The sequence below is a fragment of the Pseudoalteromonas sp. TP27 genome, from assembly GCF_056470645.1.
Map to the genome: position 1 here is coordinate 102,899 of NZ_JARDAK010000010.1, position 17,336 is coordinate 120,234.

The window sequence follows — 17,336 nt, forward strand, 5'->3', positions numbered from 1 at the left end:
ATATAAATAATTTTTAACGTCGTTAGTGAGTTATTTAATACGCTAGAATGATCATGTTTTTAATAAAATTGATATTATAAACCCAGCTATAGGCTGGGTTTTTACGTTTAGCCATAAGGGCATTATGCTTTACCTCACGTTATTCATTAGCGCATTTATATCTGCCACATTACTGCCCAGCTCTTCTGAGGTGATAATGGTGGGAATGATTGCACAAGGTAAAGTTAATTTATGGCTTATGTGGTGCGTAGCAACGCTTGGAAATGTGTTAGGAAGCTGTGTTAATTACTGGTTGGGTACACAAGTACTGCGTTTTAAAGATAAAAAATGGTTCCCTGTATCGCAAAAAGGGCTTGATAACGCACAAAAGCAATTTAATAAATATGGAGTGTATAGTTTGTTATTTGCTTGGTTACCGGTTGTGGGGGACCCATTAACGGTGATTGGAGGCATATTTAAAGTGCGATTTAGTACCTTTTTACTGTTAGTAACACTAGGCAAAGGCGGGCGCTATTTAGCGGTTATCGCCCTTGCCGTAGGATTCGAAAAGCTTTTTTAAATAAGTTTTTAAGACCTTATTTAGCCCAATCAAGCGTTAACGACACCGAGTCGGCAAAACGCAGTGCATGCGGTTTATCAACACGTGCTTTAGCGTAATGAACACTCGGGTGTGAATGACAAACGGCAAGAATTTCAGCCACTAATTTTTCGAGCAATAAAAAGTGCCCTTGCTCTACTAAGCTAATTACTTCTTTAGTGATCACTTTGTAGTTAAGTGCTTGGTCTACTTCATCCGTTTTACAGGCATCGTCAGCAGGGTAATGTATCTCTAGATTGATCACTACATCTTGCTTTTTTTCACGCTCATCGGGGTTAAAGCCAATAAACGTACGCAAGCGCAAATTAGTAACGTTAATAATTGCATTAGCCATAGGTTAACCCTTAATAAGCTGCAAAAATTCGTTACGTGTTTTAGGATCGCTTCTAAAATTACCTAACATTACTGATGTACGCATGCTTGAATTTTGTTTTTCTACACCACGCATCATCATACACATGTGTTTTGCTTCAACAATAACACCCACACCTTTAGCGCCAGTAACTTCCTCAACCGCTTTAGCGATTTGATGCGTTAACTGTTCTTGAATTTGAAAGCGGCGTGAAAACATATCAACAATACGTGCAAATTTAGATAAACCCAATACTTTACCATTTGGAATGTAAGCAATGTGGCAGCGACCAATAAATGGCAGCAAATGGTGCTCACACATAGAGTAAAGCTCTATGTCTTGCACTAAAACCATATCGTCAGCATCAGACGTAAATACCGCTTTGTTGGTTATCTCATCAAGCGTTTGGCGATACCCTTGCGTTAAATATTCCATTGCTTTTGCGGCACGTTTTGGCGTATCAAGTAAACCTTCGCGGTTAGCATCTTCACCTACAGCAGTAATTATTTTTTGGTAACTTTCTTTTAATTCGTCATGCATAAGTTTCTCAGTCTAGTGTGTTCTACTTTAAATGGCGTCCGCCATCAACAGGCAAGGAGCGCCCTGTGATGTAGTGGCTCTGTAATAGTAAATCAATGCTATTGATAATTTCTTGGCATCCGGGTTCAATGCCCATTAATGATTTTTTAAGGGTTTTAGCTCGATATTGCTCATCATCATGCTCATTAAAAATAATGAGTGATGGAGCAACCGAGTTTACCTTTATGTTTGGTGCATATTTAGCGCTGAACGATTTAGTTAAGTTATCGAGTGCCGCTTTACTTGCTGCATAAGCTAAGTGTTTAGGGCTACCTGTTTCAACTACATAATCGGTAAGATGAATTATATCAGCAGGTGCATTGACACTTTGTTGATAGTTTAAAAGCAGCTCAGCGCACATTAAATTAATTAAATACGGTGTTTTAGCATGTATACGCATCATGTTATCAAACAGTACTGCAAAGTCAGGATTGTTAGCTTCGCAGTCCCAGCTTGATGCATTGTGAACAATAGCGCGCAGCGATGTTGTGTGCTCTTTAAGCGTATTTATAAATGCACTTATACCGTCGTCGGTACTAAAGTCGGCATAAATACACATAGCGCCTTGTTGCTCTAATGCATCAACAGCGTCGTGGCGAGTACGATACGTAATAACAACAGCCTGCCCTTGAGCTATATAGTGCTGAGCAAGTGCTAAACCAATGCGTTGGCCTGCGCCGGTAATTAAAATGGGCGATGTCATATAGGGCAGTGTTCTCTTTGGCGGGTCATTAATAAATATTAGCGTGTTAATTTAGTAAAATATACGCAGTCTCTTGATCTGTCGATCAAAAAAGCAATTAATCCTCAAAGGCGTTAATTGCTTTATTTTATTTACTAAAACATTAATCGTAAATTGTCGGAATGGGTTGGCGCTTATGTTGTGTACGCGTGTAAATGCTTACAAGCTTTTGTTCAACATCGCCAGACACAGATTTACCTTCTAAAAAGTCATCAATCTGCTCATAGCTCAAACCAAGTGCTTCTTCATCTGTTAAGCCTGGGCGGTCACTTTCTAAATCAGCTGTAGGTGCTTTTTCTACTAACAAAGCTGGGGCACCTAGTGCAGTAGCAAGAGCACGAACTTGACGTTTTGATAAACCAAATAGCGGAGCTAAATCGCACGCGCCGTCACCAAATTTAGTATAAAAACCAGTAATATTTTCAGCACTATGATCGGTACCTACTACTAAACCTTGGCAAAAACCTGCAATTTCGTATTGAGCAACCATACGTTGTCGCGCTTTAACATTACCTTTAATAAAGTCTATTTGAGCTTGCTCAGGCAGAGCCTCACCGCAGCCAACTACCGCAGCTATTGCTTGCTCATGCAGTGCATCAGCGGCAGGTTGTACGTTAACGGTCATACGTTTACTTGGTTGAATAAAATCAACGGCCATTTGTGCTTCGTCTTCATCAGCTTGTACGCCATAAGGTAGGCGCACAGCAATAAATTGGTATTTGTCAGTATCGTGTTCTTTATTTAGCTCGTTTACGGCAAGTTGACATAAGCGGCCGCAAGTTGATGAGTCAACACCACCGCTAATACCCAGTATTAGGGATCGCGAATGAGCTGCTACTAAACGTGCTTTAATAAAAGCAACCCGACGAGTTATCTCAGCATTTACATCAATCGTTGGCTGTACTTTCATTTCAGCCATAATTTCGGCGCGCATTGCCAGCTCCTTATAAAATTTAATATGTGATACGCAATAAACTTATTATGTGATTTAGTCTTAATTAATTAAAGTTTTAAATGAGCTTTTATTTTGAGAAGCTCTGCTTTTAATTCTTCTACTTCTGCCAATAAATCACTCAGCTCTTTATCTTTAATTACTTCGCTTGGTAGAGCAACAAAGGCATCGGCGGGATTATTTTGTTGTTCGCCAAATAAATGAATGTATCGGCTGTCGCGTTTACCTGCTTCTCGTTCTAATTTACGGGCGTAATCGCTTTCAATCAGTTTATTGAGTGCTGTTTCTACTTCATTTACGTTATTAAAATCAGCAAGCCTAGCACTGCGGGTTCTTAATTCACCTGGGGTTTGGGCGCCACGTAAAAGTAATAAACAAACAATGGCACGTTGCTGAGCAGAAAATTGCAGATTACTAAACTCAGTGTTGCAAAAGCGGTGGTCGTATTTATTTACGCGACCAGAAAGGCCTTCATCTATGGTAACCAAACGCATTTCTATTAGTTCATCGAGTGCATTTTTCACGTCTTCATCTGTAAGGTTTAACACAGGATCGCGATTAGACTTTTGGTTACAGGCATTCACTAACCCATTTAACGATAGCGGATAGTGCTCTGGGGTTGTGCTTTGTTTTTCTAATAAGCAACCAAGAATACGTTGTTGATTTGCTGATAACTGCATAAATAATCTCAAATTAGTAAGCGTATTTTATTAGCTTACACCTTTATTGAGTGCCAAGCCATTGTTGAAGTTTAGGTTTTAGGGCGGCTAAATCGAGTGGCTTACTTAAATAGTCGTTCATGCCTGCAGCTAGGCATTTTTCTTTATCACCCTGCATGGCATTGGCTGTAAGTGCAATAATAGTAATGTTTTCATTACCTTTGCCCGCATCACCTTCTCTAATGGCTTTAGTGGCTTGGTAGCCGTCCATTTCAGGCATTTGGCAATCCATTAAAATAAGCTTATATGGCTTACCTTGTTTTGCATTAAGTTTTACAATTGCCTCAAGCCCATTTTCAGCAATATCAAAAGTCACACCAGCTTGTTTTAATAACGCCGAGGCAACTACTTGGTTTATTTTATTATCTTCAACGAGCAGTAGTTGTGGCTCTGATGAATCAAGTACCGGTGCTTTAGTTAGCTTGTTTTGCAGCTGTGCTTGTTGCAGCTGTTGCTCAATGTATTTATCGTTCGTGAGTGAGTCAAACAAGTCAGAAGGGGTCAGTGGTTTGAAAATCATACAGTCGACTTCCATACCTACTTTAGACTCCTCAGGTGAATAACTCATTGGCGCCATAATAACTAACTTGCAACTGTGCATATTTATAAAGTTTTTAAGCGCGGTTATGTCCGTTTGCGGCGCTTTTTCAAAAAAGTAGTAATCAACTAAAATGGCTTCAGGATGGGTGGTTACATTATTTAAATAATCATCAACCTCAAGATAGTCTTGTATGCAATTAACCTTTGCACCCCATACCTTGAGTTGTTTGCTGGCTGTATTTGCATTTAATGAGCACTCATCAATAATTAAAATATGTTTGTTTTTAATTAAATGACTCGGTAAATCTTGTTCTTTACTTAAGCGAGGCTGTATTTGTATTGTGAAAGAAAATGTACTTCCTTCACCTTGCATGCTGTTTACGCTTACTTCACCGTTCATCAGTTCACACAGTTGTTTTACTATGGCAAGTCCAAGCCCTGTACCACCAAATTGGCGTGTTGTTGAAGCATCGGCTTGTGTGAATGAGTCAAATAACGATACTTGTTTTTTAGGGTCAATACCAATGCCCGTATCAATAATCGAACATTGTAGGAACGAGCCATCCGTTGTGTAGTCTACTCTGGCGGTAATAAGCACTTCGCCATCAATAGTAAATTTAACCGCGTTGCCAATTAAGTTATTTAAAATTTGGCGCAAGCGGTTAGGATCACTAATTATTTCGCTAACTGTAATTTGAGTGGCATCTAGAATAAGTTTTGTATTGTTTTGTTCTACCTTTAAAGCAAAGGATTCAACCACTTCACCTAATAACCGAGGTAAATTAAATTGCACGTTTTCAATATCGAGTTTACCTGCTTCAATTTTAGAAAAGTCTAATATGTCATTAATTATATTAAGCAAAGATTGAGCTGATGATTGAGCAAGTTCAATATGGTGCTTTTGCTGAAGATCTAATTGAGTTTGCTTAATTATATTAAGCATACCTAAAACACCGTTCATTGGGGTACGAATTTCGTGGCTCATACTAGCCAAAAATTCACTTTTAGCTTCAACAGCTTGCTCTGCTGCTTCTTTAGCGGTAACGAGTTGTTGCTCGGTTTCAATACGTTTTTGGCTTGAATGCAAACTGCCAATAAGTGCTGCGACGGCAATTAAAAAGCTCTCTTCGTTACGAGACCAATTTCTAGGTGACTGACATTGCTCTGCGCATACAACACCCAAAGCTCCACTACCGGCTGGGATAACCACGCATAACATGGCTTGAATTTCTAAAGGGTTTAAATAGTGTTCTTTTAGAGGCATCAAAACTGGGTGATTTAGTGCATCTGGAGCATTAAATACAGCTTGGTGATCAATGGTATTAAAAAAGTCTTTAGTATTTCTTCTTAGCCAAATAGGGTCTAAGGTGTCGCTTGATAATTGATTGCTGTGAACTGCAAACGGATTTAGTTGACTCTTATCTTCATTAAAAAACCAAATGCTGGCACGTTTAACGTCAAATGCTTGGCAAATCGATTGTGTGATTATGTCTTTAGATTGGCTTAGTTGTCCGTTTAATATGAGTTTATTAACGGTTAGCGACGCGAGTATTTCATTATGCAGTGCAACTTTATTGCTTTCTAATTCAATTTTTTTACGGGTATCAATATTTTGCAATGATCCAAAGATACGAATGCTACGGCCATTCTTTCGCTCAACTTCGCCGTGCGCGAGTACCCATATAGTTTTATTTTCAGCGTTAATAACTTCAAGTTCAACTTCGTAACTTTCACCAAACTTTATAGCACGTTCAATTAACCCGGCTATTTTTTTTCGGCTTTCACCTTCTTTAAAATAGCCTAAATCACTTGGCCATTCAGGTTGTGTATCAAGTGAGTATTTAAATATTTTTTTGGTCATGTCTGACCAATAAACTTGCTTGTTTTCTAAATTAAATGACCAAGCCCCAATTTGAGCTAAGTCACTCATTGCTTCAAGCATTTTTTCATTTTGTTGCTGGCGATTAAGCATTTTTAAAAAGAATAAAAAGGCCCAAATTAATAACCCGCAAATAATAATAATCGATAACCGAAGTGGCCATACAGCTGAGTTTGGAGGGCTCCAACCTATTTTAGGTGCAACATAAAGTTGCCAATTCCCACCTTGAAAGCTTAATGTAAACTCAAGGGGGTCTTGATCTGTTATATTTTGATCACCATAAAAAAACTCCCCTTTTTTGCCTAGCCCATGTCTGCCTTGTAAAGCGACGTTATACTCTTTTTCGAGCTCATAAATACCCGAATTTTTGTAGACTTTATCAATATTAAGAACAACTGAGAGTAATCCCCAAAAGCGATTCTCTGGAGGTACGTAAACAGGAACTCGGGCAATAAGTGCAATGTCACCTTGAATTAATTTTAATGGACCAGCCATAACTATGGTATTTGTATCGCGGGCTCTAATTGCATCAGCGCGTTGGTTTTTTTCTTCTAAGAAGTTTAAACCGAGTGCTTTTTCATTACCTTTTAAGGGGTAAGTCATGCGAATTACCATATCGGGAGCGCCACCAATATTACGAAGCTCATTTGAGGTTTTAAATAGCGGTTGAGCAATTTGTTCAAATTGTTTTTGCTGTAAATTAGGCTGTGCTGCGACGGCAACCCCTAAGCCTCGAACTAGTTGGATATTAGAAACTAAAATAGATTCTAATTGAGCACGATAGGTACTTACTTCAGAGAGTATCTGTAACCTATGTGCATCTTTTACACGATTATAGTTAATACGATCAAGAACAACACCAACTAGTACAGTTAGCGTAAGCGATAACCAAAAGGTCAGCTTAAAGTTATGAACATTTGTTTTGTTATTAGTAGACGGTGGCATTAGCTACATCGTGGCGTTAATTTAGGCAAATTAACTATAGCTAATTTATGACATAAATGAAAACGGCGCATTAACAAATGCGCCGTTTTATTTTTATAATTAGTAGTTTAGCTATCGCTAACTTCACGCGCCCAATGATTTTGCTTTGCTACATGTAGCTTGCGGTAACCATCAAGTAGTGCCGCATGCTTTTTAAAGCCTTCAAGCGATAAACCAGGGAAAGTTAAACCGTTAAATTGTTTTTCACCTTCGGCAATTTCAATAGCGAGTGTTACGTTATTAGCGCCAAACATTAAGCCTAACGCATCCTGGTAATCAGCGTATTGGCGCTCGTCATCGTATTTTATTTCTAAAATAGCTTTTAAGCAGCGAAAATGACGCATTGCATCTTCATTTACTTGGCCTGTATGAAGTATCCAATCTACCCAATCGATTGCCTCTTCACTGCCTGCAGCTAAGCAAAGGTGCGCTTTAAGCTCACCTATACGTAGTGTGTGCCATGGCGTGTCGGCATCAGTTGCTAAACCAATAAATTCTGCGGCGCGAATAATATCGCTGTGACCGGCTTCTTCTAAGCTGTCGTAAATCTCCATCCATTGCTCGGCATCGTATTGATCAAGCGATAGGAATGTTTCGCGGAATTTAGCGCCTTCATTGTTATTACGCCAAATTAGTTCATCAACAGGGTAAATGTCTGACATGCCCGGTACTAAAATACGACATGCATATACGTTTAGGTGCGTGTAATCCATGATGTAGATATCATGATCCATGCTGTGAATTAGGTCAGTACAGAAATTATATTCTTGCTCTGTTGTGCCGCTAAAGTCCCAGTGTACAAATTCAAAGTCAGGTTTTGCACGGAAAAAATCATGTGAAATCAAACCACTTGAATCAATAAAGTGCAGTTCAATGTTCTCTGGTGTTGCTACTTCATCGTTATCAAATGTTGCAGGTTGGAATACATCTAGCTGATCAAGACGACGGCCTTGTAGTAACTCAGTCACGGTACGTTCAAGTGCAACTTCAAATGATGGGTGAGCACCAAAAGAGGCAAATACTGAACCATCTGTTGGGTTAATAAGCGTTACGCTCATTACAGGGTATTTGCCACCAAGTGATGCATCGGCAATACGTAAATGAAAGCCATGGCTGCGAAGTTCTTCACACGCTTCGTGAATTTTAGGGTATTGCTTAACAACATCTTCAGGCACGATTGGTAAACAAATACCTTCGGCGATGATGCGGTTTTTAATAGCGCGTTCAAATACTTCTGATAAACCTTGTACGCGAGCTTCAAATTTTGTGTTACCTGCGCTCATACCGTTAGATACAAAAATATTACCAATTACATTTACTGGAATGTATACGTCTTGGTTATCGCGTTGACGCGTGTACGGCAGGGTACAAATGCCACGGTCAATATTGCCTGAGTTAAAATCAAAAAGGTGTGATGCGGTAAGTTCGCGCTCTGGGTCAAAGTAATCCCATAAGCTTTCATCCATAATACCTTGTGGTACTTCATCGCCTTCAACTTTAAACCATTTTTCGGTTGGGTAATGAGTAAACTCGCCATTGGCAAATTCTTCACCTAAATAAAAGTCTGCAAAAAAGTAGTTACAGCTTAAACGCTCAAAGTATTCACCTAGCGCTGAGGCAATAGAGGCTTTGTCGGTTGCGCCTTTACCATTGGTAAACATAACACCGCAATCACTGTCTTTTATATGAACCGAATAACAGTTAGCTACAGGGTTAAGCCAAAGCGCTTCTTCAACATTAATGTTTAGGGCTTTAAGCTTGTTTTGCATGGTAGAGATTGACGATTCTAGGTCGCGGTCTTTACCTTTGATAAATGTTTTTTCAGTCATATTTTACTCAACTAGTTCTGCACGATGTGTGGAGCCGACATTATCGTGGATTTTGATGTTTATTTCACCCTTTGCGAGCAAGAACATTATTATTTAATAAAACTATGGTTATTATATGCCCTTAACGCTTGGTCAAAAACGTGCAAAGGAAAGGTTGATGTTTAAAGTAATCAAACGCTTGTTGTTATTAATTGTGATTTTAGGACTGGCAAGTACCGCCGTTGTTTATGGTGTACTTACTTTAAGTTTACCCGCCCTTGATGGAAACGGACGTAGTAACGCAGTAGTAGAGCCTGTAAAAATTTCGCGCGATGCACTAGGGCAAGCAGTAATAAACGCAAATAGCCGAAACGACGCCGCCTATGGTTTAGGTTATGCGCATGGGCAAGACCGATTTTTTCAAATGGATTTATTAAGGCGTAATGCCGCAGGCGAGCTAAGTGAATTATTTGGTAAAGCAGCGCTGGGGCTCGACAAAAAAATGCGTTTTCATCAATTACGCAAACGCAGCCAAATTATTTTACGAACGCTGCCTGATGCAGATAAGCAATTACTTAAAAGTTACGCTCAAGGTGTAAACGAAGGCTTAGCGCAAGTAGGGTATTCAAGCTTTGAATATTTACTAACGGGTGCAGCACAAAATCCATGGCAAAGTGAAGACAGCCTATTAGTTATATTTAGCATGTACCTTGATTTGCAAAGTGCCACATTTAAGCGTGACCAAGCACTTATTCAAATTGAGCAAGCGTATGGTAAGCAAATGGTTGATTTTTTAACGCAACCGAGCAAATACCAAGCCGCACTTGATGGCACTAAATTAGCGCCATATAGTGACGGCATACCTACTTTTCCAACTCAAATAAAACAGACAGTTAAAAGCATTGACGCTAACCAAGAGCGCGGCAGTAATAACTGGGCAGTTACGGGGGCGCTTACTAAAACAGGTGCGGGTATGGTGTCGGATGATATGCACTTATCGATGGCAGTGCCTGTAATTTGGTACAGAGCGCAGTTAAATTATATAAAAAATGGAGAGCCTGCTCAGGTAACCGGTGTATCGCTGCCCGGAGCGCCCGCAATTGTGGTGGGTACTAACAATAATATTGCATGGGGGTTTACTAACGGTTATTTAGATACCGCCGATTGGATTGCATTAAACGATAACAGTAAAACATGGCAAGTTGATGAACCTATTGCATTACCCGATGGGGAGGTCGAAAACTACTCATTAATACTCAGCGAATACGGACCTGTAAAATACATTAACGAAAAACCTTATGCACTTAGCTGGGCGGCACACCAGCCTTATGCCGTTAATATGCAGTTATTAAAATTAGAGCAAGCCAAAACAGTAGATGATGCACTTGCTGTCGCAAGCGATGTGGGAATACCGGTGCAAAATCTAATGGTGGTCGACAGCCAAGGCAGCGCAGCGTGGAAGCATATGGGCGGTATACCAGCGCGTAAAACGCCTAGCGAACTTGGTGTAAATGCCGATGACTACTCAGCGCTTTGGCAGCAAAGCGAGTTACAACGCCCGTTTGTTAAAAACCCACAAAGCGGGCGATTATGGACTGGTAATTCTCGCGTGGTGTCGGCTGAAGATAATACCCGTTTTGGTAATGGTGGCTATGCACTGGGCGCGCGCTCAAGCCAAATACGCGATAGATTATTTGAAAAACAAACATTTGCAGAGAGCGACTTTTACGCACTACAGCTTGATAACCAAGCTCGCTTTTTAATGCCTTGGCATGCTTTGCTATTAAAGCAGTTAAAAACCGATCAAACCAAAAATCAGCAATATATAACCGCGCTCGAAAATTGGCAGCAATGTGCATGTTCAACCTCCATAGGGTATACCTTAGTTAAGCGCTACCGCGATGAAGTCATTAATATTTTATTTAGTAATATTGAAAGCCAATTAAATAAACAGCAAGGCACACTTAAATACGTAAAACGAGATTTAGAGCCCGCAGTTTGGCAGCTTATTAACAACAAACCCGACACATGGTTAAACCCACAATTTAAAAGTTGGGATGCGCAATTACTCGGTGCATTTAGCCAAACTGTTACTAAGCTTACCGAGCAATTTGGTAATAACGTACAAAGTTGGCAGTGGGGCAAGGTAAACGAGCTAGTAATAGAGCATCCGTTTGCAAAGCAAATCCCCTTACTTGCTAAGTTTTTAAATATGCCTACAGCACAAGGTTTTGGCGATAGTTACATGCCCGCTGTACAAGGGCGTAGTTTTGGCGCATCGCAGCGCTTTATTGCTCAACCAGGTCATTTAAAACGTGCAATTTTAGCTATTCCGGGAGGGCAATCGGGGCATCCGTTATCTGAATTTTATAGAGCGGGTTTTAGTGACTATGTAGAGGGCAAACATACGCCTTTATTACCTCAAGAATTAATACATCAAATAGTAATAGAGCCTACGCGATGAACTAAAGTATACCTAAACACGTTCTATATAATCACTAATAAAACAACAGAGAACTAAAATGAAAAAAATACTACCCGCATTAATAACAGGTTTATTACTAAGCACTACAGCGCAAGCCGATGAAGGCCCAGTAACAGCACAAAAATTAAGTGACCATGTATACGTACTATTTGGGCAAGGCGGTAATATTGCAGCAAGTGTAGGCGATGATGGCATTTATATTATTGATGATCAGTTTGCCAAGTTATCAGATGATATTAAAAAAACGATTAGCGATTTAAAACCAGGCAGCGCAGAGTTTGTTATTAATACGCATCATCATGGCGATCACACCGGCGGCAACGAAAATTTTGCTAAAGCGGGTGCGCACGTTATAGCACACGACAATGTACATAAACGTTTAGAAGAGCAGCATGGAGAAGGGTCAGACTTTTTATCGCGCATTAGTTTTGGTCACGATTTAAAACTGCATTTTAATAACGAACACGCCCATGTGGTGCATTATGAGCATGCACATACCGATGGCGATTCAGTTATCTTTTTTAGTAATGACAACATAGTACACATGGGCGACATTTACTTTAATTTTGGTAGCTTACCGTTTGTTGATGTAGATAGCGGCGGTAGCGTTAATGGTATTTTAGCGGCAGTAGACGATGTAGTTAAACAAATTGACGACAACACTAAAGTAATACCAGGGCACGGTAAGGTAAGTAACCGTTCAGGACTCATAGCGTATGGTAAACTTGTTCAAAGCGCGAAAGACGTAATGCTAAAAGCCATGCAAAATAATGCCAGCCTAGAGCAAGTGCTTAAAGCCGATCCACTGGCTGAGCTTGGTCTTGAATACGCTGGCTGGTTACCAAAAGAGAAAGTAACCACACTCTTTTATCGTAGCTTAAAGTAGTACATCTAAAGTAAAAAACATGATACAAAGCTGAGTGTATTCTTGATTTAATCGAGCGTACATTCGGCTTTTATTTTCTTATGCCTAAAGGAGTTGTGTATGTCGGCAGAAAAAACCCATCTTGAAATTTGTAACTTAACCAGAGAGCAATATCCGCAAATTAAAACCTTGATGGATCAAGCGTATCCCGACTTAGGTGGTGCGTGGCCAAGTCATACCATTTTTAGATTAATAGACCAATTTCCTGAAGGGCAAATAGGTATTGTAGATGACGGCGTGCTGGTGGGCTTAGCGTTAAGCGTTCAAGTTGATTACACACGTTTTTCAAATCCGCATACCTACGAAGACATCGCTGATGGTCACGACCGTGTATTTAGTGATACCGACGGCGATGCTTTGTATGGCTTAGATGTTGCCATTAGCGAAACTCACAGAGGCATGCGTTTAGGTCGTCGCCTTTATGATGCCCGTAAAGAACTGTGCCGCCAATATAACCTGCGCGCTATTTTAGCTGGTGGGCGTATTCCACGTTATTACAATCACAGCAGTGAAATGACGCCAATGGAATACATTGCAAAAGTAGATCAGAGAGAGCTGTACGATCCTATTTTAAGTTTTCAGTTATCTAACGATTTTCAGGTAAAGCGTTTACTTAAAAAGTACCTACCAGAGGATCAAGAGTCAGTTGGTTACGCCACGTTACTTGAGTGGAATAACATAATGTACGAGCCAACCGATACGGTACTTGAGTCAACTAAATCAATCGTGCGCGTAGGTGCTGTGCAATGGCAAATGCGTTGTGTTGAATCGGTTGAAGAAATGCTAAAGCAGGTTGAATACTTTGTAGATACCGTATCTGACTATAAAAGTGACTTTATACTATTCCCTGAATTTTTTAACGCGCCATTAATGGGCTTAGGAAATCAAAGCAACCAAACTGAAGCGATTCGTTATTTAGCCGAATACACCGAAACGTTTAAAAACGCGATGTCGCGTATGGCAATAGAATACAACGCCAATATAATTACCGGCTCTATGCCACTTGCCGAAGACGATAAAATTTATAACGTGAGTTATTTATGCCACCGCAGCGGTAAAATAGACGAGCAACGTAAAATACATATTACCCCGCATGAACAAAACGATTGGGTTATTCAAGGCGGCGACAAAATTGCCGTATTTGAAACCGATGCTGGGCGTGTAGGTATTCAAATTTGTTATGATGTTGAATTTCCTGAATTATCGCGCATATTAGCTAAGCAAGGGCTCGATATTTTGTTTGTGCCATTTTGGACCGACACTAAAAATAGTTATTTACGGGTTCGCCATTGCGCGCAAGCGCGCGCAATCGAAAACGAATGTTATGTTGTTATTGCAGGCTCAGTGGGTAACTTACCACAAGTAGAAAGCCTAGACGTACAGTACTCACAATCGGCAGTATTGACCCCGTCTGACTTTTCTTTTCCGCACGATGCAACATTAAATGAAGCCACACCTAATACCGAAATGTTATTATTTAGCGACCTTGATATGGATAAACTAAAAATTCTTCATAGCGAAGGTACTGTGCGCAACTTAAAAGATCGCCGCGAAGACTTATACGACGTAATTTTGAAAAAGAGAGATGTTTAATGGCATGGGTGTACTTAATTATCGCCGGGCTACTTGAAATTGGCTGGCCGATAGGTTTAAAAATTTCGCAAAACCCAGATACTCGCTGGCAGGGTATCACAATGGCGGCGGCTTTTTTAATCGCTAGTGGCTTTATGCTGTGGCTTGCCCAAAAGCAAATATCAATGGGCACCTCATACGCCGTGTGGACAGGCATTGGCGCTGCAGGTACGTTTTTAGTGGGTATATTGTTTTATAACGATGCCGCCACATTTGGTCGTATTGCCGGTGTACTAATGATTATTAGCGGTGTAATAACACTAAAAATCAGCTCTTAGAATCAGTCTTTAAAGCTATAAAAAAATTATAATAGCGCAGGTATAAAAGCCTGCGCTTTTTTATGCCCTTAATTCGGCAACATAACTAAAATAGCGGCAATGGCTATGAGTATTAAGCCTGCAGTATCTTGTTTTTTAAGTGGCTGTTTTAACCAAAGTACGGCAATTAGCATGGTAAAAAATACTTCAACCTGCCCAAGCGTCTTAACGTAAGCAACATGTTGTAAGCTCATTGCACTAAACCAGCCAATAGAACCGACACAACTAAAAACACTAATTGCGGCTGTAGTGCCTTTGTATTTCCACAATGCACTGAGCGTTTTTGGCTCTTTTAATAATAAATAGCCAAGTAATATTAGCGTTTGTAAGCTAATTACAAACAGTAAAACCCAAGCGGCAGAGTGTGGAAATAGTAACCCTGAATTTAAGCTCGCTTCACGTACCCACAGTGAGGTAAGTGCAAAGCAAGTACCACAAGCAAGGCCTAGTAATGCCGTTTTAGCATTAAAGTGTTTAACGCTTGTTATGCCGCTGAGTAGCAATACGGCAATAGCGCCAAAAAATACACCAAGCCAACCAAGTAAAGAGAGTGCTGAGCCAAAAAATAATACACCTAAAATGGCAGCCACTAACGCCTCGCTTTTAGCAAGACCAGCCCCTACAGCGTAGTTATTCATTTTAAACAACTTAACCATTAAGCCGGTGGCGAGTATTTGCATAACGCTTGCGCCAATAATAAATCCCCAAAAGGCATTATTAAACGTAGGCATGGCTGTATCTTGGTATTGATACAAACCATATAAATACACCGCCGCAATAGGGCCTGCAATAATAAAGCGAGAAAGAGTTACGCCAGCAACACTCACATTGCTACTTAATTTACTTTGCAGGGCATTACGCCAGGCTTGCATAAAGGCGGCTAAAAAAGTGAAAAAGATCCAAGTCATGGTATTTGTCGATTAAAAATAAGGCCTTTAAGTTAACAATCTTTAGTTATTAATGCGATGCATTAAGGGTGATAGTGAATATTCATCATCTGCGACATTATGCCGCACTGTTTTATGAGTAAACTTAGCTATAGTAAGTGTGATGTTATTGTTTAGCCGCCAGCGTTTGTCATAAAACGTATCTGGCGGCTTTTTTTGTGTGCTTATGCTAAGTTGTCAAAAACATCAAAAGGATAAATTATGACAACATTAGTTGTATGTGCATTACTTACGGTATTAATGCCTTACTTTGCAAAAGTGCCTGTTGCTATATCAATGGCAAAATTAGGTCGATACGATAATAAACACCCAAGGGCGCAACAAGCAAAGCTAACTGGCTTTGGTGCCCGTGCGCTAGCAGCACATCAAAATTGCTTTGAATCGCTCGCTGTATTCGCAGTCGCTATTGCAGTTGTACTAGGCACTAACTCTGTAGGCGCAATAACAGAAATGCTAGCTGTTACGCATATTGTGTCGCGTATTTTGTACTGTGTTTTTTATTACATGAACCTAGATATAATACGCTCACTAGTATGGTTTATTGGTTTGGGTACAGCCATTGCCATGATTGTGGTGAGTTTGTAACTTTATAGCGTAAAACCACAAAGCAAGCAGCCTAAAAGGGCGCTTGCTTTGTAGTCTTGAAAAATCTAATAAAGTTAGTGCGATACTTTAATTCGCTCTATTAAATCGGTATTAGCAACTTCACTATTTATTGCAAAATCTAGCTGTACAAGTACGTTTTGATAACCCATTGATGAGGGTTTGTATTGCCACTGTCTTAGCGCCTTTTTAGCTTCACGGTCAAATATGGCTTCAGGCTTTGCACTAACAACAGAAACATTAGCGGTTTCACCATTGGGAGTTATATCGTACTTTAATACCACTGAGCCGCTGATGCCTTGTTGAGCTGCTTGTATTGGATAAAGGGGTTCAATACGCATTGTCGGTGAAATATGATCCTCTTTAGTCATTGCCTCTGGTTGCTTTGCAATGGCTAAGCCGCTAAGCATGCTTGCCGCTATTAGCATTAAGCTACCTTTAGCAAATCGAGAGCTTTTACCGCTGTGTTTTATATTAGTTAGTCGTTGTAACATGGTTTTTTTATCTCCGTAGTGTGAATAAGCCATAAGTCCTGTGGGCGCATTTGCCGCGCAGTTTACTAAGGCTTTGCTGTATAAAATATGTTGTTGTGTGGTTTTATTGCTGAGTACCCGTTCATCACAAGTCAGCTCTTGTAATCGGCGCATGCTTGCGTAACAAACCCAAGCTAGTGGGTTGAACCACAGTAAAATAGTAGGCAGTAATATAAGTGCGTTTGTTAGGTTGTCTTTGCGTTTTATGTGTACGTTTTCGTGCTCTAAAATAAGCGCTAATGTGGCTTTATCAAACTGAGTTTTATAGTTACTCGGTAACACCAGCTTGCTGTTTAAAATACCGACCACCATTGGCGTGGCTACATGTTGACTGGTGTAGGTTTTAACATCAGCGGTAAGAGTACCTTCAAATTGGATTAACTCAGTTAACTGCAGGCTTTTAACAAAACGGGTATGTGTAATAAAACTGGCTATTAATAACCCTGCGGTAATGAGTACATACATGAGCGCCCAGCTAATACCCATTTCATGTGTAAAAGGCTGGTTAGGGGTAATTAGGTAATAGCTAATATTACTATTTTGCAGTGGTTTAATCGCATTGGGTAAGTTAGCAATCACCAACGCTGCAGGTAATAGCCATGCTAATTTATATACAAATCGCGAGCCAAGGGCTTTTAAACCAAATCGCTCGAGTAAAATAAATCCACAAAACAAAATACTTAATAGTAGTTGCTGCTCAATTAACCAATTAAAACCAGCTTGAATAACCATATTAATCCC

Annotated in this window: 15 protein-coding genes; 6 read left to right on the plus strand and 9 right to left on the minus strand. The window is 40.0% G+C overall.

Going from position 1 to position 17,336, the window contains the following annotated elements; genetic code table 11:
- Positions 1-124 precede the first annotated feature (124 nt).
- Positions 125-559 (plus strand): YqaA family protein, encoded by a 435-nt coding sequence (locus tag PX700_RS13005; RefSeq protein WP_479520918.1) that lies wholly within the window; start codon positions 125-127, stop codon positions 557-559.
- A gap of 16 nt (positions 560-575) precedes the next feature.
- On the opposite strand, the gene folX is transcribed toward PX700_RS13005, so the two are convergent.
- The 7 genes from folX to ycaO form a co-directional block, all read right to left on the minus strand.
- Positions 576-932, minus strand: coding sequence for a dihydroneopterin triphosphate 2'-epimerase (folX, locus tag PX700_RS13010; protein WP_007377309.1), 357 nt, complete (start codon positions 930-932; stop codon positions 576-578).
- Positions 933-935: 3 nt separating this feature from the next.
- Complete coding sequence (gene folE, locus PX700_RS13015) at positions 936-1,490, minus strand: GTP cyclohydrolase I FolE (protein ID WP_024598803.1); 555 nt, start codon at positions 1,488-1,490, stop codon at positions 936-938.
- A 22-nt stretch (positions 1,491-1,512) separates the two neighbouring features.
- Positions 1,513-2,232 (minus strand): dihydromonapterin reductase, encoded by a 720-nt coding sequence (gene folM, locus PX700_RS13020; RefSeq protein ID WP_415638023.1) that lies wholly within the window; start codon positions 2,230-2,232, stop codon positions 1,513-1,515.
- 142 nt (positions 2,233-2,374) lie between these two features.
- The gene (gene nadE / locus PX700_RS13025) at positions 2,375-3,205 is read right to left on the minus strand and encodes an ammonia-dependent NAD(+) synthetase (protein WP_415638022.1); all 831 of its coding nucleotides are present in this window, start codon (positions 3,203-3,205) and stop codon (positions 2,375-2,377) included.
- Positions 3,206-3,273: 68 nt separating this feature from the next.
- The gene (locus PX700_RS13030) at positions 3,274-3,903 is read right to left on the minus strand and encodes a YceH family protein (RefSeq protein WP_479520919.1); all 630 of its coding nucleotides are present in this window, start codon (positions 3,901-3,903) and stop codon (positions 3,274-3,276) included.
- A gap of 43 nt (positions 3,904-3,946) precedes the next feature.
- Positions 3,947-7,306, minus strand: a complete 3,360-nt coding sequence (locus PX700_RS13035) for an ATP-binding protein (RefSeq protein WP_479520920.1) — start codon at positions 7,304-7,306, stop codon at positions 3,947-3,949.
- A gap of 107 nt (positions 7,307-7,413) precedes the next feature.
- Positions 7,414-9,174: a 30S ribosomal protein S12 methylthiotransferase accessory factor YcaO gene (ycaO, locus tag PX700_RS13040; protein ID WP_024598808.1), complete on the minus strand. Its 1,761-nt coding sequence runs from the start codon at positions 9,172-9,174 to the stop codon at positions 7,414-7,416.
- A gap of 157 nt (positions 9,175-9,331) precedes the next feature.
- Between ycaO and PX700_RS13045 the strand changes: the two genes are divergently transcribed.
- The 4 genes from PX700_RS13045 (at position 9,332) to PX700_RS13060 (ending at position 14,473) form a co-directional block, all read left to right on the plus strand.
- Entirely contained in the window at positions 9,332-11,617 is a 2,286-nt protein-coding gene (locus PX700_RS13045) for a penicillin acylase family protein (RefSeq protein ID WP_479520921.1), read from the plus strand.
- A gap of 58 nt (positions 11,618-11,675) precedes the next feature.
- Positions 11,676-12,524 (plus strand): MBL fold metallo-hydrolase, encoded by an 849-nt coding sequence (locus PX700_RS13050; protein ID WP_479520922.1) that lies wholly within the window; start codon positions 11,676-11,678, stop codon positions 12,522-12,524.
- Positions 12,525-12,623: 99 nt separating this feature from the next.
- A complete protein-coding gene (locus PX700_RS13055; protein WP_166419551.1) occupies positions 12,624-14,156 on the plus strand; it encodes a bifunctional GNAT family N-acetyltransferase/carbon-nitrogen hydrolase family protein in 1,533 nt (510 codons plus the stop codon).
- The gene (locus tag PX700_RS13060; protein WP_415638016.1) at positions 14,156-14,473 is read left to right on the plus strand and encodes a DMT family transporter; all 318 of its coding nucleotides are present in this window, start codon (positions 14,156-14,158) and stop codon (positions 14,471-14,473) included. Before PX700_RS13055 ends, PX700_RS13060 begins: the two co-directional genes overlap by 1 nt.
- Before the next feature lie 68 nt (positions 14,474-14,541).
- On the opposite strand, the gene PX700_RS13065 is transcribed toward PX700_RS13060, so the two are convergent.
- Complete coding sequence (locus PX700_RS13065) at positions 14,542-15,420, minus strand: EamA family transporter (RefSeq protein ID WP_479520923.1); 879 nt, start codon at positions 15,418-15,420, stop codon at positions 14,542-14,544.
- Between the two features lie 240 nt (positions 15,421-15,660).
- Between PX700_RS13065 and PX700_RS13070 the strand changes: the two genes are divergently transcribed.
- Positions 15,661-16,044 (plus strand): MAPEG family protein, encoded by a 384-nt coding sequence (locus tag PX700_RS13070; RefSeq protein ID WP_479520924.1) that lies wholly within the window; start codon positions 15,661-15,663, stop codon positions 16,042-16,044.
- A gap of 74 nt (positions 16,045-16,118) precedes the next feature.
- Here PX700_RS13070 and PX700_RS13075 read toward each other — a convergent pair whose 3' ends face one another.
- Positions 16,119-17,327: a TonB family protein gene (locus PX700_RS13075; RefSeq protein WP_479520925.1), complete on the minus strand. Its 1,209-nt coding sequence runs from the start codon at positions 17,325-17,327 to the stop codon at positions 16,119-16,121.
- Between the last annotated feature and the right edge of the window lie 9 nt (positions 17,328-17,336).